Source organism: Candidatus Mycolicibacterium alkanivorans (assembly GCF_022760805.1).
In the GTDB taxonomy this organism is placed as follows: Bacteria; Actinomycetota; Actinomycetes; order Mycobacteriales; family Mycobacteriaceae; genus Mycobacterium; species Mycobacterium alkanivorans.
Map to the genome: position 1 here is coordinate 1716630 of NZ_JAIVFL010000001.1, position 19409 is coordinate 1736038.

Annotated in this window: 22 protein-coding genes and 2 pseudogenes; 10 read left to right on the top strand and 14 right to left on the bottom strand. The window is 65.8% G+C overall.

Annotated elements, in window-relative coordinates; all coding sequences use genetic code 11:
* Nucleotides 1–3: 3 nt before the first annotated feature.
* A complete protein-coding gene (locus K9U37_RS08640; RefSeq protein WP_243071339.1) occupies nt 4–1368 on the bottom strand; it encodes a wax ester/triacylglycerol synthase domain-containing protein in 1365 nt (454 codons plus the stop codon).
* Between the two features lie 497 nt (nt 1369–1865).
* Here K9U37_RS08640 and K9U37_RS08645 point away from each other — a divergent pair.
* Both K9U37_RS08645 and K9U37_RS08650 read left to right on the top strand, forming a co-directional pair.
* Nucleotides 1866–3100: pseudogene (locus tag K9U37_RS08645) on the top strand (IS110 family RNA-guided transposase).
* A 246-nt stretch (nt 3101–3346) separates the two neighbouring features.
* Nucleotides 3347–4597, top strand: a complete 1251-nt coding sequence (locus K9U37_RS08650; RefSeq protein ID WP_243071340.1) for an ISL3 family transposase — start codon at nt 3347–3349, stop codon at nt 4595–4597.
* 4 nt (nt 4598–4601) lie between these two features.
* Here the strand turns inward: K9U37_RS08650 and K9U37_RS08655 are convergent, their stop codons facing one another.
* From K9U37_RS08655 to K9U37_RS08675, 5 genes are all read right to left on the bottom strand, one after another.
* Complete coding sequence (locus tag K9U37_RS08655; RefSeq protein WP_372489450.1) at nt 4602–4742, bottom strand: ATP-binding protein; 141 nt, start codon at nt 4740–4742, stop codon at nt 4602–4604.
* Nucleotides 4743–4890: 148 nt separating this feature from the next.
* Nucleotides 4891–5244: an MTH938/NDUFAF3 family protein gene (locus K9U37_RS08660; RefSeq protein WP_243071341.1), complete on the bottom strand. Its 354-nt coding sequence runs from the start codon at nt 5242–5244 to the stop codon at nt 4891–4893.
* Between the two features lie 196 nt (nt 5245–5440).
* Nucleotides 5441–6379 (bottom strand): ribose-phosphate diphosphokinase, encoded by a 939-nt coding sequence (locus K9U37_RS08665; RefSeq protein ID WP_243071342.1) that lies wholly within the window; start codon nt 6377–6379, stop codon nt 5441–5443.
* Nucleotides 6380–6524: 145 nt separating this feature from the next.
* Entirely contained in the window at nt 6525–7169 is a 645-nt protein-coding gene (locus K9U37_RS08670) for an acyl carrier protein (RefSeq protein ID WP_243071343.1), read from the bottom strand.
* Between the two features lie 4 nt (nt 7170–7173).
* The gene (locus K9U37_RS08675) at nt 7174–7656 is read right to left on the bottom strand and encodes a flavodoxin family protein (RefSeq protein ID WP_243071344.1); all 483 of its coding nucleotides are present in this window, start codon (nt 7654–7656) and stop codon (nt 7174–7176) included.
* Between the two features lie 315 nt (nt 7657–7971).
* Between K9U37_RS08675 and K9U37_RS08680 the strand changes: the two genes are divergently transcribed.
* Together K9U37_RS08680 and K9U37_RS08685 are read left to right on the top strand one after the other, a co-directional pair.
* Nucleotides 7972–8412, top strand: a complete 441-nt coding sequence (locus K9U37_RS08680) for an Hsp20/alpha crystallin family protein (protein WP_243073292.1) — start codon at nt 7972–7974, stop codon at nt 8410–8412.
* A 487-nt stretch (nt 8413–8899) separates the two neighbouring features.
* Nucleotides 8900–9115 carry a hypothetical protein gene (locus K9U37_RS08685; RefSeq protein WP_243071345.1) on the top strand — a complete coding sequence of 72 codons (216 nt, stop codon included), beginning with the start codon at nt 8900–8902 and terminating at the stop codon, nt 9113–9115.
* Here the strand turns inward: K9U37_RS08685 and K9U37_RS08690 are convergent.
* From K9U37_RS08690 to K9U37_RS08700, 3 genes are all read right to left on the bottom strand, one after another.
* Nucleotides 9089–9391, bottom strand: a complete 303-nt coding sequence (locus K9U37_RS08690; RefSeq protein ID WP_243071346.1) for a hypothetical protein — start codon at nt 9389–9391, stop codon at nt 9089–9091. The genes K9U37_RS08685 and K9U37_RS08690 overlap by 27 nt on opposite strands.
* 62 nt (nt 9392–9453) lie before the next feature.
* Nucleotides 9454–9879: a hypothetical protein gene (locus K9U37_RS08695; protein ID WP_243071347.1), complete on the bottom strand. Its 426-nt coding sequence runs from the start codon at nt 9877–9879 to the stop codon at nt 9454–9456.
* Nucleotides 9880–10239: 360 nt separating this feature from the next.
* Entirely contained in the window at nt 10240–10566 is a 327-nt protein-coding gene (locus K9U37_RS08700; RefSeq protein WP_243071348.1) for a hypothetical protein, read from the bottom strand.
* A 103-nt stretch (nt 10567–10669) separates the two neighbouring features.
* On the opposite strand from K9U37_RS08700, the gene K9U37_RS08705 reads away from it, so the two are divergent.
* Together K9U37_RS08705 and K9U37_RS08710 are read left to right on the top strand one after the other, a co-directional pair.
* Nucleotides 10670–11422, top strand: a complete 753-nt coding sequence (locus tag K9U37_RS08705) for a helix-turn-helix domain-containing protein (protein WP_243071349.1) — start codon at nt 10670–10672, stop codon at nt 11420–11422.
* A 45-nt stretch (nt 11423–11467) separates the two neighbouring features.
* Nucleotides 11468–11899: an NADPH-dependent FMN reductase family protein gene (locus tag K9U37_RS08710; protein ID WP_243071350.1), complete on the top strand. Its 432-nt coding sequence runs from the start codon at nt 11468–11470 to the stop codon at nt 11897–11899.
* A 524-nt stretch (nt 11900–12423) separates the two neighbouring features.
* Here K9U37_RS08710 and K9U37_RS08715 read toward each other — a convergent pair.
* The 3 genes from K9U37_RS08715 to K9U37_RS08725 form a co-directional block, all read right to left on the bottom strand.
* Nucleotides 12424–13320, bottom strand: a complete 897-nt coding sequence (locus tag K9U37_RS08715; RefSeq protein ID WP_243071351.1) for a universal stress protein — start codon at nt 13318–13320, stop codon at nt 12424–12426.
* A 137-nt stretch (nt 13321–13457) separates the two neighbouring features.
* Entirely contained in the window at nt 13458–13724 is a 267-nt protein-coding gene (locus K9U37_RS08720; RefSeq protein ID WP_243071352.1) for a DUF1918 domain-containing protein, read from the bottom strand.
* A 468-nt stretch (nt 13725–14192) separates the two neighbouring features.
* A complete protein-coding gene (locus tag K9U37_RS08725) occupies nt 14193–14441 on the bottom strand; it encodes a hypothetical protein (RefSeq protein WP_243071353.1) in 249 nt (82 codons plus the stop codon).
* A gap of 365 nt (nt 14442–14806) precedes the next feature.
* Between K9U37_RS08725 and K9U37_RS08730 the strand changes: the two genes are divergently transcribed.
* Nucleotides 14807–16126, top strand: a complete 1320-nt coding sequence (locus K9U37_RS08730; RefSeq protein WP_243070403.1) for an IS4 family transposase — start codon at nt 14807–14809, stop codon at nt 16124–16126.
* A 380-nt stretch (nt 16127–16506) separates the two neighbouring features.
* Here K9U37_RS08730 and K9U37_RS08735 read toward each other — a convergent pair whose 3' ends face one another.
* Nucleotides 16507–16701, bottom strand: a complete 195-nt coding sequence (locus K9U37_RS08735; RefSeq protein ID WP_243071354.1) for a hypothetical protein — start codon at nt 16699–16701, stop codon at nt 16507–16509.
* A 246-nt stretch (nt 16702–16947) separates the two neighbouring features.
* Between K9U37_RS08735 and K9U37_RS08740 the strand changes: the two genes are divergently transcribed.
* Nucleotides 16948–17547, top strand: coding sequence for an MBL fold metallo-hydrolase (locus K9U37_RS08740; RefSeq protein ID WP_243071355.1), 600 nt, complete (start codon nt 16948–16950; stop codon nt 17545–17547).
* Between the two features lie 95 nt (nt 17548–17642).
* On the opposite strand, the pseudogene K9U37_RS08745 reads toward K9U37_RS08740, so the two are convergent.
* Nucleotides 17643–17831, bottom strand: a pseudogene (locus tag K9U37_RS08745) (cold-shock protein); the annotation flags it as partial.
* Nucleotides 17832–17874: 43 nt separating this feature from the next.
* Here K9U37_RS08745 and K9U37_RS08750 point away from each other — a divergent pair.
* Together K9U37_RS08750 and K9U37_RS08755 are read left to right on the top strand one after the other, a co-directional pair.
* On the top strand, nt 17875–18267 hold the full coding sequence (locus tag K9U37_RS08750) for a TMEM164-related integral membrane acyltransferase (protein WP_243071356.1): 393 nt from the start codon (nt 17875–17877) through the stop codon (nt 18265–18267).
* Nucleotides 18268–18677: 410 nt separating this feature from the next.
* Nucleotides 18678–19385: an oxidoreductase gene (locus tag K9U37_RS08755; protein ID WP_243071357.1), complete on the top strand. Its 708-nt coding sequence runs from the start codon at nt 18678–18680 to the stop codon at nt 19383–19385.
* Nucleotides 19386–19409: the final 24 nt, after the last annotated feature.

Below are 19409 nucleotides of genomic sequence, written 5' to 3' on the forward strand. Positions count from 1 at the left end.
TCGTCAGTCCGCGAGCGCCAGCACCTCGTCGAAGCCCGCCACCAGGCAGTCGTGGAACTCCTCGAAGTCCGGAATCGCGCCGGTGTCCACGTCGATGCCGAGCGAGCAGGTGTCGACGTAGGTCAGCAGCGTCACGTTGACGGCCGAGCCGATGGTCGGGCCGAACGCGTACAGCTTCCGCACCTTCGCGCCACCGAGGTAGACCGGCACCGGCACGCCGGGCACGTCGCTGCACAGGAAGTCGACGTGGCGCAGCACCGACCCGATGTACCAGCGCGGCATCATGTTCAGCGCACCGGCGATCAGCTGGATGTAGGGCAACGACTTCTCGGTGCGCACTTTGGCTGTGCGCTCGTGGATTTCACTGATCCGGCGCGCCGGGTCGGCCACGCCGACAGGAATGTCGAAGCGCATCAACCCGATTCGGTTGCCGCCCATGCCATCGTCCTCGGTGCGCAGATTGATCGGCATGGTCAGGTGCAGGTCTCCGACCGGGACGCCGTGCTTGTCGTGGTAGCGGCGCAGGCCGCCGGCCACGCCGGCGACGAACGCGTCGTTGAGCGAACCGCCGCTGCGGTGGGCGGCCTCGCGCAGCTTCGGCAGTGACACCTCGTGCACCCCGAGTGTGCGCACCAGCGTGCGATCTTTCATCAACGTCGAGCCGGTCTCGGTGACTGGGCGCACCGTCCGATACACCGAGGCGGCCAGTTCGCCGGCGGCCGCCGCGGTCCGAAGCGGACGACGGATCGTGTTGAACAACAGCTTCGGGGCGGTCTTCACCGTCTCCACCACAGCTTTGCCGATCAGGCCGGCGTCATAGCGGACCGCTTCGCGGAAGCCGTCGAGCGGCTGCGGCGTGGTGACCAGCGGCTCGTCGGGCAACTCGTCGATGGTGCGCGGATCCTCGGTGAGGTCGAACAACGTCATGGCGATATGCACGCCGCCCACGCCGTCGGTCAGGGCGTGGTGGAACTTACACATCACCGCGGCGCCGCCGTCGTCGAGCCCCTCGATCAGCGTCGCTTTCCACATCGGCCGCGCGCGGTCGAAGTCGTCCATCGCCGCCAGCCGGGCCATCTCCAGCACACCGTCGACGGTGCCCGGCTCGGGTGCGGACACCCGGCGCATATGGAAGTCCAGGTCGAAATCCGGTGCGTACTCCCAGCGCGGCGGGGCCGGAGGAAGTGTCTCCACCACCCGCTGGCGGAACATCGGCAGCCTGCGGCTGACGATGTCGAACCGCTCCCGGATCAGGTCCCAGTCCGGTGAGCGGTCGAGAAGAATCACGGTCACCACGGTGGAGCGAAGCCGAGGGTCGGACTCCATCGACCAAGTGAATGCGTCGGTATTGCGCATGAATTCAGTCATCGTGTTCTCCGCCACAAACGTACGTCGGTGGTGACAGACGACAGAAGGTCACGCGGGCAACTCGGGACTTTGTCCTCTAACAGTGGGGTCGGATGCCGCGGCCACCTCATCGTTGCGATTCTGGCGCGGTTGACGTCGGCTGGCGGCGTCAACCGCGCCGAAATCGCGGGTCAGCAATTCAGGGGCGCTGCGCTGGCCCCTCCGTGGGGACGGAAAATGGTGGCGACCTCACCTGTGCCGATGGTCGACGCCGACTCTGGCGTGATACCGCGTGAAGGGTGCAGGCTTTCCAGGTGTGTGTTGCGGCCAACCCCGATCAGCCTGTGGTGCCGGTGAGCCTGCGTGTCAGCATGGTGGTGGAGGGCATGATCGTCATCCGCGGGGACCGTGGAGTGTTGCCTTCGAGCACGAGTGAGAGATTTCTGTTTTACCCCCGCCCTCCCCGTAACCCACACGCCTGCAATGAAACTGCAATGGGAATGCTGAGGTGATCGGCGATGGAAGTGATACATCCGCGGTGCGCGGGAATAGATATCTCAAAGAGGGACGCCAAAGTCTGCGTCCGGGTCCAAGGCTCTGGGAGCACACCGACATCGGCCACGGTGACGACGTGGGGTGCGATGTCGGGTCAGATCCTGGCGTTGCGTGAGCACCTGCTCGACCAAAGGGTCAGCTGTGTGGTGATGGAAGCGACGGGCGATTATTGGAAGCCGTACTTCTACCTCCTCGAAGACACCCTGACGGTGATGCTGGTCAACGCCCCCCCACGACGCCCGCAACATGCCGGGCCGCAAGACCGATGTCTCCGATGCTGCCTGGCTGGCCGATTTGGGTGCGCACGGGTTGCTACGCGGATCGCTGGTGCCGCCCCAACCAATCCGGGAACTGCGCGATCTCACCCGCGCCCGCACCGCGCTGACCCGCGACCGCGCACGGCAGGTGCAGCGCATCGAGAAGGTCCTCGAGGACGCCGATCAAACTGTCCTCGGTGGCCACCGACATCATGGGAGTCTCGGGCAGGGCGATGCTGGAGGCCCTCATCGCGGGCCAGTCGGGGCCGGCGGCGATGGCAGATCTGGCCCAACGCCGGATGCGCTCGAAGATCGCGGCCCTGACCGAGGCGCTGACCGGCCGGTTCACCCCCCACCACGGATACTTGATCAGGATGCACCTGAATCTGATCGACCAGTACGGGCAGGCGTTAGCCGACCTCGATGACAGGATCGGCGTGGCGGTGACACCTTTAGCGGCGGCCCGGGAACTGCTGACGAGTATCCCGGGCGTCTCAAGGATCGTCGCTGAGGTGCTGCTCGCCGAGACCGGCGCCGACGTGAGCGTATTTGCCACCGCCGGGCATCTGGCGTCGTGGGCGGGCACCGCACCCGGATCCAACGAGTCCGCGGGCAAGGTGAAGTCGACCAAAACCCGGCACGGAAACCGGTATCTGAAAGGGGCCCTCGGGACTGCGGCGCTAGCCGCGTCCCGCTCGAAGGGAACCTATCTGTCAGCCAAATACCGGCGTATCGCCACCCGTCGGGGTCCGATGAAAGCACTTGTTGCACTCGAACATTCCATCCTCGTGGCGGTGTGGAACATGCTCACCAACGGCGAGTTCTACCGTGATCCCGGCGCCGAATACTTCACCCGCCGTATCCCCGCCAAAACCAAGGCACACGCGATCAGCCAGCTCGAATCCCTCGGCTACCGAGTCAGCCTCCAACACACCGCATAACAACAACGCGCCAACCTCGATCACCCCACCCGCCACAGCTGGCGAGTCACCCACGCACGCCTCACCAGCTGTGGTCACGTGAATTTTCGTGTGAGAGAGAGGCCGCTTCGACGCTGGTTATCGGCGGGGGCTCTTGTGACGTTGTAGTGGGTTCGTTGACCTGGGAATTTGGGCGCAACGCCGTGTCCTGCTTACGTTTTGGACTGCTAAAGGTTCAATCCGTGAGAAGGGTGTACGGCGTTGCGCATGTCCAGGGTATTCGCGACCGGTCTGGGTGACCAGAACATGGTGATCGAGGACGTGATGATCGAGACCGAGACCGCGGGCCGCAAGCAGCCGAAGACCAGCGAGGTGCTGGTGGTCTCGGTGCGGCCCAAGGCGTCGCAGGCAGGCCGTTGCTCACGGTGTCGGAAGCGGTGCCCGGGCTATGACGCCGGCGGCCGGGACGGGGACGGGGTCAGGCGGTGGCGGACCCTGGATGTGGGAACCACGAAGGCGTATCTGCAGGCCGCGGCACCGCGGGTGGCATGCGGCGAGCACGGGGTGGTGGTGGCGCATGTGCCGTGGGCGCGCCCGGGTGCCAAACACACCTGGGCATTCGAGGACACCTGCGCGTGGCTGGCCGCCCACACCGCATTGAGTGTGCTCACGGTGCTGCTGCGGATCGCCTGGCGCACCGTGGCGGCGATCGTGACCAGGGTGGTGGCCGATGGCCGCGACACCAACGATCTGCTCGCGGGACTGTCGCGGATCGGCATCGACGAGATCGCCTACCGCAAGGGGCACCGCTACTTGACGTGCGTGGTTGACCACACGACAGGCCGGCTGGTGTGGGCCGGCGAGGGCCGCAACCAGGACACGCTGGGCCGGTTCTTCGACGAGCTGGGCGCCGAGCGGGCCGCAGCATTGACGCATGTGAGCTGCGACGGCGCGGAATGGATCCACGCCCTGGTGCGTGCACGCGCGCCGCAGGCGCTGATTTGCCTGGACGCCTTCCATGTCGTGGCCTGGGCCATGAAGGCACTGGACAAGGTGCGGGTACGCACCATGACCAGCGCCGGGATCACCGATCGGCACGCGATGTGGGCGACCCGCAAGAACCCGGCCGAGTTGACCGGCGAGCAGCGCACCAGCCTCGCGGAGATCGCCGACACCAACGCCACCCTGTACCGGGGGTATCTGCTCAAAGAGCAGCTACGCGAGGTCTTTCGGGTCAAAGGCACCCACGGGCGGCAGCTACTGGCCGGGTGGTTGTCGTGGGCCTCGCACTCGCGCATCCCCGAATTCGTTGCGCTGGCCCGCAGCATCCGCCGCTACCGCGACCTGATCTGGAACACCCTCGATCACGGACTGTCCAACGCCCGCTCCGAGGCCACCAACACCCACCTGCGGGCATTGACCAAACGCGCCTACGGATTCCACAGCCCCGACGCCCTGATCGGCATGGCCATGCTCACCCGAGGCGGCCTCTGCCCAGCACTACCAGGACGAAAATGACCCACTACAACGTCAGTAGATCCTCGGCGGGGATACCTCTGCCGTTGTCGATGACGTCGACAACAAAATGATCGGCGACGCTGATCTCGATGGTGAGACTGGTCGCGCCCGAGTGCCACACGGCATTGCTGATCGCCTCCTGCACAACGGCTCGGCGTGCTCGGGCGAAAGCGTCCACATCTACGGGAACGCAATACTCTGCCGAATAGCGAGGGCCGAGTCGATGGCATGGCCGAGGCTGGGTCGGCGTGCGCCTTGCTCGGATCTAGCGGCTCCCGTTCCAGATCGTCGGATCAGCAGGTGACGTGAAGGACCGCGCGGACCTCCCGTGGTTTCAGGCCCGAGATCAGTCGGCAGGCCTGTTCTGTCGGGACAACGACAAGGTCAATGTTTCGGCGCGCACCCTCCTCCACCACCTCCGGCATGATCGGCAACGCGCCGTGGGCCCCGGTGCCGACGATCAAGCGTGTTCCGCCCCAGGGGATCTCCTCGGCGGCTGAGAGCGGAGTGTGGCCGAACTTGTCGCGGTAGGGCTTCGAGGGTTTCTTACTCCGCTTGCGCACCGCACCTCGGTCAATGACGAGGTCGTGCTCATACTTCCGTCCCTCGACCTCGATCGCCCCGAATCCAAGAAATCGCACCTCCATGACCAGCCACTGTAGCCCTCACCAGCGCGCGCCAAGGGCAAGCCGCAACTCCTACCCAACAATCTGGCCGCTGAGGACCGCCCGTGCCCGAACGCCCCCGCCGCAACGTTCACCTCCGGGCACAGGTCGGCGTGGGCCAGCTACACGATCGCGCGGGGGCCTACTGACGTGCGGGCGGAGCGCCGAGGTGGCCCGTTTATGGGGCGGGCGCCGGTGATTGGTGCAGCGGCTGGTCGTTGTGCAGACAGGCAATGGCCGCAGCCAGCGTCGGTGCAATGGAGCACACCTCGATTACGGTGGGCGCCTGCTTGGGTGCCACGGTGTCGGTGACGAGAACGCGCCCCAAATCAAGGTCACGCATCCGGTTTACGGCGGCGTGGACAAACAGCCCGTGGGTCACGGCTACGACGATGTCCGGTGCGGCGCCACGCTGGCCCAGCAGTCCGACCGCGGCTTCAATGGTCGCCCCGGTGGTGATCATGTCATCGACGATCACCGCGCAGCGGCCGCGGACATCGCCGGCGAGGTCCAGTGCGCTCACCGTTGCGGCGCTTTCGCGTTGCTTGCGCACCACCGCAACCGGAGCGTGCAAGATTGCTGCGTACCGTTCGGCCAGTTTGACTGCACCCAAGTCGGGGGCGACCACCACGGAGCCTTGCGGTAGTTCCGCAGCGAGTTGCGCAGCCAGGGTGGGAACGGCGGTGAGAGTTTCGACCGGTATTCGGCACTGGGCCTCCAGGGCGGGCGTGTGCGGGTCGACGACGACGAGCCGGTCGGCCCCTGCGGCGATCGCGTTGGCAATCACCGTCGATCCGAGGGCCTGACCTGCGGCAGTACGGCGATCTTGGCGGGCGTAACCGAAGTACGGTACGACCGCGGTCACCCGCGCGGCACGCGAGCGGCGGCAGGCGTCGAGCAGCAGCAGCAATTCGATGATGTGCTCGTTGACCGGTGGTGCCGTCGGTTGAAGGACATAAACATCTGCTCCGCAGACGCTTTCGACTATCGGGCGCAGTTCCCCGTCGGGAAATCGCGCCACGTCACAGCCGTCGGATTCGACGCCGAGGTGGTCAGCGACTGCAGCTGCCAGACTGGGATTCGCACTGCCGGAGACGATGCGCAGAACCTCGGTCATCACAAGACCTCCTCGCAGACCCGTACATGGCGCAACCGGCATTAGGTCCTGATGTCACCGGTCAGGCCCTCGACGTTGGCGCGCACCAGGCGGCCCACTGGGACGGCCTCGGGCACGGTGATGAGCAACGCCGCCCGGGCGGGCGTTAGCGAGGATGCCGGTGTGCCGACACAGGTGATCGGGCAGCTGGGATGGCGGCCGGCGGGTAAAGGGGCACGGGTACAGCGCCGGCGAGGACCACGCCGGCGAAGGTGGTGAAGTACGCCGGGCTGGTGGGCAACATGATGGCGACGGTGTCCCCGGGCATGACGTCGCGCGCCAACAAACCCGCTGCCACGGCAGTCGCCTTTCGGTGCAACGCCGCATAGGTCATGTCATCGGGGCTTCCGGACTCGTCGAGGATGGGGACGTGCGTGCGCTCAGGGGTCGCGCTCACATGCCAGTCTAGGGCGTCAATCAGAGTTGACGCGGTCGCGGGCGCCGGGCTGCCTGCCACAGCGTTCGGTGGTGAGACGACGCCGTGGTCCTGCTGGGCGGGAGCATGGCTTGCCGCGATGGCCTGCAGCAGGTCACGCGGTGTCTCTGCACGTCCCAGGAGTTCCGAGGGCAGTGTCACTCCGAACGTGTTCTGAACCCGCTGCAGCAACTCGACGAGTTCCGGGCTCCCGATACCCAGCTCGTCGAACCGGCTGTCCAGGGTCACCGTCGGCCGCGAGCCGTGGGGATGGACCTCGGCGATGACTCCCCGGACAACCTCGACGACGAGGGCGTCGCGCTCGCCGCCTGCCATCGAGTCAGGAAGCGCTCTGGGCGCGCACCACTCGCTCGCACAGCCGCGTCGCGAACGCCGCTGCCCGATCAAGATCGCTGTCGTTGGGGCGTCCCTTGTTGACACCGCCGAACAGCCGCAGCGGCCCGACCGTGTCCAGGCCGCGGCACGAGAACGAATCGAGCACAGCGAAACCCTTTGAGGCGAGCTGGTGACGGATCCGTCGGCTGTAGCCCAGCAGCGGGAGTTCGCGGGCGCCACTGGTGAAAAACGTGAACACTCGGATGCCGTTGCCGCGCGGCAACCGACGCACAAACCGCCACAATCTCGGATGCACCGCCATGAAATAGATGCCCGACCCGAAGCCGACCAGATCGTAGTCAGCGAGTGACTCGACGTCGACCACCTCGGGCTCGACGACCTCGGCGCCGAGCACTCCGGCCATCCGGTCGGCCACCCGGCGGGTGTTGCCGTTCGAGACCGACACACAGACGAGCAGCGATTTCATCAGCGGGACTCCCAGTATGTTGCAACCTCGACATTGTTTTCGGTGTGCATGCGTCGATGCTGCACCGGCGGCTCGGCGTCGGGAAGGGCGAAAGGCGCCATGGTCTAGGGCATTGGTCACTAACGCCAGCGCCGTGGCCCGTCAGGACGAACCGTTTACCCGGCCCGACACCGCAGGTTGGTCGGTATCGGCGCCGTTGACGACCCGGCCCGGCGAACAGCCTTCGGCGCAGGGGACTTTGGACCCTACTTTCGGCCGCGGCCCGGTGCTGGGATCGAGGAGCAGGTTTGATAACAATCACTTTCCGTTGGGGGCATCATGACTAACCTTCCCGTGCAACGCCGATCACGCTCGCTGCTGCCCGACATTTCTGAGTTGTTCACCGGGTTTCCCACCTGGGCGGCGTTACGTCCGATGGTGGACAGCCATCTGATCCGGCTGGAGGACGAGATCGAAGACGGCCACTATCTGGTGCGCGCCGAGATCCCCGGCATCGATCCGGCCAAGGACGTCGACATCACCGTGCGTGACGGCCAGTTGACGATCAAGGCTGAGCGCACCGAGAAGAAAGAGGCCAACGGGCGCTCGGAGTTCAGCTACGGCTCCTTTGTCCGGTCGATCTCGCTGCCGGCCGGCGCCAAGGAAGACGACATCAAAGCCACCTACGACAAGGGCATCCTCACCGTGTCGGTGCCGGTGGCCGAAACCGCACCGGCCGAAAAGCGCGTGCAGGTTCAGGTCGAGGGGCCCAAGTAGACGACCCGACCCGACAGCCCCGGAGTCTCCACTGCGAAACTCCGGGGCTGTCTTCACCCTTCACACGACTGACCCACCGAAATCGCGCCCGAACAGCCCCAGCCGACCCCGAACCGCACTCCGACCAATTCGCACGCAAAATCGAGGCTAAATCAAGCCACCAAACAGGACCGGGCCGGCGTCGCCGCCTCCGACCCAGCGGAGAGATCCCGGGGAAGAACACCCCCAAACGGGGCCGGACGCTTCATAAGTCACACCTAGCCCGTCGACATCGATCCTGTCAGCCAGCACTGGGCCGGCCACCACAAACACTCACAGACGGTTCATGCCACCATCGTGGGTGTGACGGTTTGGCCGGTGTCGCTCGGTGCGGCGGGCTTTCCAGTGGCGTGCCTCCCACTTTCCGGACTGCGGACCAAATAAGGTCCGAGCCGGAAAGGACGAAGGGAATTGGCGAAGTCAGGCGCAAAACACTTTGGGCAATTGGGTGGCCCAGGACCGCGAGGCCCGGGAGGGCCGTGGGGAGTTGACCCGCGACGATCTCGAGGAACTCAAACGCCTGCGCAGCGAGAACATTGAGCTGCGGATGGAGCGCGATGTCCTCAAGCGATCTGTGGTCCTGTGGTTATCCGGCTCATCGGTGTCGATCTTGGTGGGTGGCCGCAGGCGTGGTCAGCTATCGGGTTTGGCTGCAGCGGTTTAGTTTTCGGAGTTGCTCTTCGTGGCGGCGGGTGTTGGCGGCGACGGCTTCCAGGGCGAGGCGCAGTTGCTCGATTTGGACTTGTAGTCCGGTGAGGGTGAGCGCGTCGCGGCCGTGTTGTCGGTGTTCTTCGACGATGGCGCGTAGTTCGGGGCGTCGGTAGAGGGTGGCGCGGCCGATACCGGCGTGGGCGGCTACGGCGTCGAAGGTGACGTCGTCGCCGGTGGTGAGCAGGTGCCGGCAGGCCTGTTCGACGCGGCCGGTGGGTTCGTCGGTCACGGCGTGTCCGTTCGGTTCATCAGCTTGTCGAGGCGTTCGACGACGCGGCGGTGACGGCTTGCTTACTGGCCCCAGCCGCGGCGGTCAGCGTCGGTAGCGAGAGCAGCTGCATCGGCGCGTTGGGCGGCGAGGATGGGCAGGAAGGTCGATTCGGTGCGGAAGTTCGGGCAGTGCTCGCAGATGTTGGCGTAGGCGCAGGTTCCTTGGGCCTGGGTGCGCAGGCAGTATCCGCCGGCCAGGCGTGCCTTGATCGTCGGGGTGTCTTTCCAGTCGGTGGCACCGCCGCCGCTGAGGTCGCTGATCGGCAGTTGGGTCCGCTGCGGCAGCACCGGCCCGATACGGGACTTGGCGAGAGTGAGTGCGCGCTCGTATTCGACGCCGACGGTTTCGTCGAGGAGCCGACCATAGCGCAGGGTGTCGACGGAGATCCGGCGCCCTTGGTGGGTGAGCAGGAACTCGACCGGTTTGCCGCTGCGGGGGTGCGGCAACGGTCGACCCGGTGAGCGGTGCGCGACGATCAGACACCCACCGACAAAACAACAAACCCCCAGCTCAGCGCGGGATACGCACTACCTCACCACCGCAACTTCGGTTTAGAGATGGGTCGCCCCTGCTGGGCGGCCCATCTCTAATCTCGTTGTCCTAGCCGGATTAGAGAGCCGAATCCTCTTGTGCCTCTTAAGGATATGTCATCATATCTGAGACCACTGCCGGGCTATTTCCGCGCGTCAGATCGCTGCGGCACCAAACCGCAAATCAAGAGGGACGTCATCCAGCCAGGGACTTAGATCACCCCGAACGGGGACTTAGCTTAGTGGGCTCGCTCGTAAGTTCGTCGGGGGTCAGGTTTAGGCGGTCGGGTCGTCGAGGTAGAGGCCGCAGGCTGTGTCGAGTGCGTCTTCGGGGGCGCCGGCGGTGAACCCGGTCGGCAGAATCGAGTCTTCGTAGCCGTCCTTGCTGGCGAGGTAGATCGCGAAGCCCCAGCGGGCGGCTGATCCGCCGTAGCGCAGCCGCATGAGCGGTAGGCGGTCGCCGTCGGGCAGGCGTGCGCTGACGTAGGCGAAGACACCGCGAAAGCGCACGTCGACGCCGTCGAGCTGGGGCCACCGTTGGTGGGCGTGCGCAGTCAGCCGTTGCTGCAGCGACGTTTTCGTTGATGCGGGCGGTGCGGCCATAGTCAGCGATCGTGCCCGATCGCGTGTCGCTGAGCAATGAAACGCACGTGATGAATGAGGCTCAAGTGGCAATTGTGAATCTTCGCCTCGTGGAGCAGACGACATGCCACCCGCCGACCGCATCAACTTGACCGGCTCGCAGCGACGGGAACTCAAACGCCTGATCCGGGCCGGCCGCACCGAGCAGCGCATGGTGATCCGGGCCAAGATCGTGCTCGCCGCCGCCGACGGGCACTCCAACGCGGCGATCGCGCGGTTACTGGCAGTAGGCGAGGACACCGTGCGCAAGTGGCGTGGCCGCTGGCGCGCCGCACCCGGGGTGGCGTCGCTGGGCGACGCGAAACGGTCCGGCCGCCCGCCGAAGTTCACCGCAGTGCAGGTCGCGCGGGTGAAGGCGATCGCCTGCACCCCGCCCCGGGAGGCGGGGCTGCCGCTGGCGCGGTGGTCGTGCCCGGAGTTGGCCCGCCACGCCGTCAGCGACGGGGTGTGCGCGTCGATCTCGCCGACAACGGTGCGTCGGTGGCTGTCCGAGGACGCGATCAAACCCTGGCAGTACCGGTCGTGGATCTTCATCACCGACCCCGACTTCGAGGCCAAGGCATCCCAGGTGCTCGACCTGTACGCCCGAACCTGGGACGGGAAACCGTTGGGGCCCAACGACTACGTGATTTCCGCCGACGAGAAGACCTCCATCCAGGCCCGCTGCCGCTGCCACCCCACCCTGGCCCCCGGCGCGGCGCGGGCGATGCGGGTCAACCACGACTATGACATTCATCGAGCGCTTAAGACCTGCCCGGGGCAGATAGTCCGCTGCAAAGCCAGGGGGGCGCACAACAGAGGAGAGGTAAGGCTGTGAAGTCGCTCATCGTGTGTTTCGATCTCGAACGGCAACACCCGCCGGGTGGCCGATCGCATGGCAGAGGTGTTGGGTGCCCAGGTCGTCGAGCCCGAGGCGGTCGACCTCGCGACGCTTCGCGAGTACGACCTCGTCGGCTTCGGGTCGGGTATCTACTTCAATGCGGTGCATTCGAGGTTGCGCCGGCTCATCCACAGCCTGCCCCACGTTGATGGCGGCCGCGCGTTCACCTTCTTCACCAGCGGCGGTCCCGAGGTCCCCCTTGTGGGCTACAGCCGATCGATCCGTCGCCAGCTCGCGTCGACGGGCTTCGATGTGCTCGATTCGTTCTCCTGCCGCGGCCTGGACACCGTCGGCTCGCTGCGGCTCATCGGCGGCCTCAACAAAAGACGGCCGAACGACCGCGACCTCGGTCGTGCCGCGGCGTTCGCGCTGCGCCTGCGGGAACGGGTCATGCACTCGAAGAGCGCTTCCTAACCGACAAGCGCCGCGGTCCCCCCGTCCTTGAACCGGTGTGGGGGCTGGTCGCCGAGGTCCCCCGCACGCCTCACGGCGCACCGTGTCGCTCGACAACTCGGTCGCCGACCTGGGCATCGGGACCCTGGAGCTGGTCGAACTGCTACTGCGAGTACAGGACGCGCGTGACACGGGCGCCCGTCAGTTCATGCATGATGTCTAGATCTAGAGCGGCTTTCGCCCGGTTCCCCGGCACGGTTGTCCCTTGTTGTCCAGATGACTCGGCACCTTTTGACCGTGCTCCTCAGTGACAGGAACGGTGCGGTGACACACTGCGCACGTAAGATTTGGCACTCTTTCTTCCTTCCATCCTCAACTCCATCCGTGGTACACGGCCTTGGTCGAAGTAGCAGCGGGGGTACCGCTTCTCCACAGTCCTCGGAAATGTTTCGTGTGTGGTCTGCGTACCCTCCGCCAGCCGGCGAATTCGCCGACCCGAGAGGTCGGATTGCACCGCCGAATAAGCGCACACGACGAGCAGGACATCAACGTTGCCGGGCGACGATCACCGGCGTCCGGGCGGTGTGGACCACCGCGGTGCTGACCGACCCCAACAGCATCCCGGCGAACCCACCGCGGCCATGGCCGCCGACGACAAGCAGCTGCGCGGACTCGGACTGCTCGACCAGCTGGCGCGCCGGCCGATCGCCCACGACGACGCGGACCACATCGACGTCGGGATAGCGTTCCTGCCAGCCGGCCAGCCTCTCCGCCAGGAGCTCTTCAGCCTCCGAACGCACCGTCGACCAGTCGGGAACGCGGAACCCGAGCATCGCGGTGTCACTCCAGGCATGGACGGCGACCAGTTCCACTCCACGCCAGGACGCTTCATCGAACGCGATCGCGATGGCCAACTCCGACGCGGGGGAACCGTCGATGCCGACCAGCACCGGCGGCTGCGACAGACGGGGCATCAACGGGCTGTCGTCATGGATGACCGCAACCGGGCAATGCCCGTGATGGACCAGCCCGGTGCTGACCGACCCGAGCAGACGCCGAGCCACCGCGCCGCGTCTGTGACTACCGACGACGACCATCGCAGCGTCCTTGGACAGATCGACCAGGATCGAAGCCGGGTGCCCATTGACCAACTCACCGCTGACGTCGACGTGCCCGATCTGCTTCGAGCAGTCCTCGACGGTGCCGAGCGCGTCCTCGAGGATCGTGCGTCCCTCGTCCTCCTGCGCCCGCAGGTAGCCAGGTGGCATCGGCATCGGGAACCCGCGGACCGTCGTCGCCATCGGCGGGTCGAGCACGCTGACCACAGCGAGGGGAACCTTGCGCATGGCCGCATCGCGCACCGCCCAGTCAACGGCGACCTTCGAAGCCGACGACCCGTCGACACCGACGACGATTCCACGATGCGCTACCGGGGCAGGCATTTCATGCTCCTTCCAACCGGCAGCCTCGACACGGTCGACAACCCCCGACATCGGGGACATCACAGTGGCGAGAAAAAACTCAGCATGCAGCTATCCCGATACAGCGCGCTGTCACTTTCAGCATCGCTGCGATCACCTCATGTTGCTCGTCGGGTGAGATCGGGCTGCGGCACGGCCGCCAGTCGGGCGCGTGCCCGTTCGTCGGCTTCCTCTTGTTCTTCGGCAGTCACCACGATGGCATCGGAGCCGGGATACACCGTCGCCTCGTGGTCAGTGGCGAGCCAGCGCACCACGTAGGGCGGCGAGCCGTCATCAGAGTGCACCTCGGTGATCAGCCCACGCTGATCGTGGCGCTCAGTGGTGGTGCCCTTCATCACCAACCAGTCACCGACTTTGGCCTTCATCGTGTACTCCTTCGTCTCCGACGGACCCATTATGGGTGGGTTCGTCATCACATGGGCAGGGCAGTCGGTCATCCGTCGATACGGCCGGCAGTCCACTCACTGTGCCACCTCGCCGGCCCGCTGCTCGACTCGATCACGTCAGCCGTCACTCCGACCTCCACCAGTCTTCGCACGGGTTGTCCCCTGTTCCGACGCATGGCTGTCGGCGTTGCGCGGGCGGCTCGACCATTAACCAGTTTCCGCTCCCGGCTGGATCTGCAGCTAGGGTCCTTCGGCCCCCCACATCCAGTCCTGAGGGACCCGCTTTCTCGGCTCGCACCCGGAGAGGGTGGCCCAGCCGACGCAAGGGAAGCAATAAGGCGGACGCCGGTTTGCCGCGAGGGCCTGAAGCGTCGCCGCCAGTCGGCGAACGTACTGAGCTTAGGTGTGAGGTCAGCCGTGTGACTCCCCAACGCCGGGTAGGTCCTGTCAGGGTTGATCGGGATGTTGGACACGCCCCGCGTCGCGCATCATCTGCTCCAGTCCAGTGGGCAGGCTGCTGCCGAAGCCGAGCACGACCTCGACGAGCGACGACTCTCCCGTTTGGTCTCCACACGTCGCGCGGAAGTAGTCGCTGGCGCCGCCCTCGATAACCTCCGCGATGGCCTCAAGGGTGGCTGGGCGGCCCTCCTCGATGAACTTCTTAAGTAGCTCTCGCTGGTCGGTGTGGTCGGGCACGCCATTCATCGTCGCACATAGGCCCCTGACAGGCCATTGTCCAGAATCTCAAACCTCCAACAGAGGCTTTGCGCTGGGCGGATGCCGTTGGCGCTGGGGCGTGTGCTGATTGGTGCATGATCCAGCGTCCGCACAACTCCGTTGCCAGAGCAGCCGCGATCCCGATCACACCCTCGGGAGGTTTGTGCCGGTCTAGTCGCAATGCCGCTCAGTTAAGGGTGTGACTGTTGGGTCAAGTGTGACGGGTGCGGCGTGTCGGGGAGTTGGGGCAGCGGAACTCCCGGTATGGATGGATTGTCCGACCAAAGACACCATCTCACCTGGGAGTTCCGCTGTCTGTTCAGTCTGTCATTCGTGGTTCGGTGGTGGTTGGTGCGGGTCGGTTCGCGCCCGGTCACCTCGGTGGGTTGACCCAGATCGTCCCGTTCGAGATGGTCGATGCGGTGCTGGAATCGACCCGGACGGTGCAGGCCAGGGTGCGGGCGTTGCCGTCGCGGGTGGTGGTGTACCTGCTGCTGGCGGCGGCGCTGTTCGCCGAGCTCGGCTACGGCCAGGTGTGGGCTCGGATGACCGCGGGCCTGGACGGGATCGACGTCGCCGATCCGGTGTCCTCGGCGTTGGCGCAGGCCCGTCGCCGCATCGGTGTCAAGCCGCTGCGGGAGCTGTTCGACCTGGTCCGCGGTCCGGCCGCCGGTGCGGCGCGATGGCGGGGCCTGCTGGTATGCGCGATCGACGGCACGTCGATGTTCACCCCCGACACCGCGTCGAATCTGGCCGCGTTCGGCCGGGTCGGCGGCGGCAACGGCCCGTCGGGGTATCCGATGCTGCGGATGCTGACCGTGGTCGCGTGCGGCACCCGCACCGTACTGGGTGCCGTCTTCGGCACCTTGAGCGTGGGCGAAACCAACTATGCACCAAAGCTTCTGGGCTGCCTCCGCCAGGGCATGCTGCTGCTCGCCGACCGTAACTTCGCCGCCGCGGGCCTGATCGAGCAGGTCGCCGCCACGGGCGCTGACCTGCTGTTCCGCGCCAAGACCAACCGCAAACTCCCCGTGATCGGCCACTGCGGTGACGGCTCGTGGCTGTCGCGGATTGACACGACGACCGTGCGGGTGATCGACGCCCAGGTCGCCGTGCGACTCGCCGGGGGCCCACGTCGCAGCGAGCGCTACCTGCTGATCACCACCCTCACCGACCACCGGCGATACCCCGCCACCGAACTGGTCGCCCTCTATCACCAGCGGTGGGAGATCGAAACCTCCTACCTGGAACTGAAATCCACCATCCTCGGCGGCCGGGTGCTGCGCGCCCGCACACCCGACGGGATCGCCCAGGAGATCTATGCCCTGCTGGTCACCTACCAAGCGCTGCGCATCGCGATATCCGATGCCACCGCCACCGCCGCCGCCACCACTGACCGCGCGGGCTTCAGCATCGCGCTCAACACCGCCCGTGACCAGGTCATCCAGGCCGCCGGCGTCATCGCCGACACCACTATCGACCTCATCGGCAAGATCGGCCACGCCGTGCTCGATCACCTGCTCCCGGCCCACCGCCGCAGAACCAGTCCCCGCGTCGTCAAACGCGCCATCTCCAAACACCGCGCCAAAGGCGACATCGACCGCAACAGCTACAAGATCACCGTCGACGTCACCATCAACGGCCAGTTGACAACCGGCCCATGACCTTAACTGAGCGGCATTGGGTCTAGTCGAAATCAGGAACGATGTCGTGATTCGCAGGTTCCCCGGGTTTGTGATTGGGTGCGGCGGCGACATGTGTCCACACGGTGGGCTGGTAGTAGTCAGACCAGCGACCCGGACGTCCGTAGTGCACCGCGAGCACACCTCCGGTGAGGAATTCGAATATATCGCCGTCCTCGTACTCCCTGGGATCATGGTCCCCTTCGTTAACGAGCCACACCGTGAACGCCATACTCGGGAGTAGGGCGTGAAGGCGACTCCGAAGTCAGCGGTTGCGGGAGCCGACTGCCGTTCTGGTCAGGCGCAATATCCGTTACACGCGCCCAGAGGTATCCATGAAGTCAGACCAATCGGCGTGGCCGCTACGGCGCGAGCCTCAGGCCGGATTCGTGCCCGTCTCCTGCGATCAGCGTCTTCCAAACACCCGCCGGGAAGTAGTATGTCTTTCCGGTAGACGAAACCCGAACCTTGAGGACGCCATCAACCAAGAATTCGTAAGTGTCTTCGTCCCCGTAGTCGTTGGTGGGGTCGTCGTGAAATTTCACTTTGAATGTCATGCCGGTAGTGTGGCATGAAGGCTGGCCCCGAAGGTTGCGGTTGACGACAACCGGTTGGCGCCCTGTACCAGCGCTGAAGGTTCGGCACGGTTCGCTGATTTCCGCGAGAGGTTCATCCAGGTGGCAAGGAGTGCGCGTTCGCCACTACGGTTGCGCCACTGGCAGTCGAACGGTTGGGGCGGTGCTCAACGCCTACCCGCAAGCCGCGAGCAGACGATCACGCGCCACCACTTCAGAAGCGAATAGGTGCCACAGCTGGTTTTGCTCGGGGTCGGGGCGATGAACTCCCCCCGCTACCGGCCGGCTGGGCTGCTGGTGACGTGGGCCAGACATCGAGTGATGCTCGACGGCGGGGGTTCCGCCGACCCCGGCGGGACGCTGGATGCCTGGCTGGTCAGCGATGAACACGCGGAGTTGATGCCGCAGATCCGGCGACGGGCCGCAGAACTGGGTGTGTCTGCGGTCATCGGTCCCTTCGAGGCAAATGACGTCCGGTTGCGGCCGCTACCGGTACGGCACACCTCGCACCCGACTGTCGGATATCTGATCGAGACAGCCCGGCAAAAGGCGGTGTGGGCGCCGGAGTTCTGCGACTTCCCCGAGTGGGCGGCCGGGGCAGATCTGATGTTCGCCGATGCGGCCGGATGGAACCGGCCGATCCACTTCGCCCGCAGAGTCGGCGGACACGCCTGCGTGCGAGACGTCGCCGAGGCGGCCCGCCGCGCCGGTGTACGGCGGCTGGTCTTTGCCCATATCGGCCGGCCCAGCATCCGCGCGATCGACCGGGGCGAGCGCCCACCCTTCGGGCGATGGGGCCGCGAAGGCGCAGAGTTTCGGCTGCACTGACGTAGCGTCGCTGGGATGCCCAGCATCTTCCCGCGAAGCGACGTATTTCCACGAGACGGTGCCAAAAAACCCAGCCGCAGAAACGGCTTGAGATGAACGCGGCTGGCCTGCGGACCTTTGGCGCCCTGGGTGACTTCGAACTCCACCTGCTGGTTCTCCTCAAGGCTACGGTAGCCGTTGCCGTCGATTTCGGAGTAGTGCATGACGACGTCTGGGCCTTCTGTGCGCATGATGAAGCCGAAGCCCTTGTCGGCGTTGAACCACTTCACAGTTCCCTGTGTCATTTGTTTCTCCTTGGCAGGATTCCGGGCCGCACTATGCGGTCCAGTGCACACAGGCGTTGATCTCGCCGGATCTACACGGTCCGGATTTCCCCCACCACCAGTCCCCGGCTTCTGGGCGATTCACCTGCTCGTCGTCTGGGCCGCCATCTACCTCGCCTGGGGCCGCAGGATGCGACCCCAGTGGCGCAGCTACCGCTTCGCGGTCATGGTCACAGTGGTGTGGGCGGCAGTTACCTTCGCGTTCAACAGCTTCGCGGGAACCAACTACGGCTTCCTCAACATAAGACCCACCACCGCGAGTCTGCTGGACCTTTTGGGCCCGTGGCCGGTGTACCTGCTCACCGCGACCACGCTCCTCCTCATGGTGTGGGCCCTGATGACCTGGCCATGGGAGCGGACACAACGACACACCAAGGAAGGTCCGCAGGTGGTCTGATCCGCATCGAATAGCGAGTGAGGAACTATGATCGACACGAGAAGACCCCCACGACGCTGCTCGACGACCCGGCCGCCCTCGACCCGCCGCAGCCGCGTGAGGTGGCCAAGGAGTTGCGGACGGTGGGCCGAGACGTTGGCCGAGGTGCTCGACGGCCGGGACACCGCGCATACGATCCGGCTGCTGGCCCACATGCTCGACTCGGGCTGACGGACGCTGACCGGCTATGTCCTGTCAGCTAAGCGGACGCCTCCCATCCTCGTAACGCGAATGGGGCGCTGAGGCGCGCAAATCGGGGTCAAACGACCCTATTGGGGTCCCACGGACGTCCTCTCCGAAGACGAGGGCGGGCGACGCCGCAGTCGATGACGGGAGCCCTACCCATGACGCGATTGGGAGTTTGAGCCCCGATGACGAACCCCACGACCTCGAGCTTGGCCGCTCCGCTGACACTACCGTGCGGGCTGGTGCTGCCGAACCGGATCATGAAGGCCGCGATGGGCGAGAGCCTCGCCGATCTGCGCACGTCCGGTCCGACCGAACGGATGCTGCGCCTGTACCGCCGGTGGGCGCAGGGCGGAGCGGGCACCTTGGTGACGGGGATCTGCAACGTCGAGCGCGGCTCCAACGAACCGCAGTTCATCGTGGTGGACCGGTACACGGACCGGGAGTCCCTGCGGCGGTGGGCGGCGGCGGTGCACGACTACGACGTACGGATCCTGGCGCAGCTGGTGCACCCGGGGCGTCAGACGCCGTTCTACGTGGCCCGCCATCCGGTGGCGCCCAGTGAGTTGCCGCGTGTGCGGGGCAGCCGTCTGTTCGGACGCTCTCGTGCTCTCTCCGCACACGAGATCACCGGCCTCGTCGCGCGGTTCGCCGAGGCGTCCGCGATCCTGGAGGCCGCAGGCTTCGACGGCGTGGAGATCCACGCCGCACACGGCTACCTGGTCGGGCAGTTCCTCTCGCCGACCACCAACCTCCGCACCGACCAGTGGGGCGGCGACTTAGAGCGGCGGTCCCGGTTCCTGCTTGAGATCGTGCGCGCGATCCGGTCGCGGACGCCCCGACCTACCGGCCGGGCTGCTCGACGGCCGCATCGAGCGGGTCACGCTGACTGAGCCACCGTCGAAGGACTTCCTCTA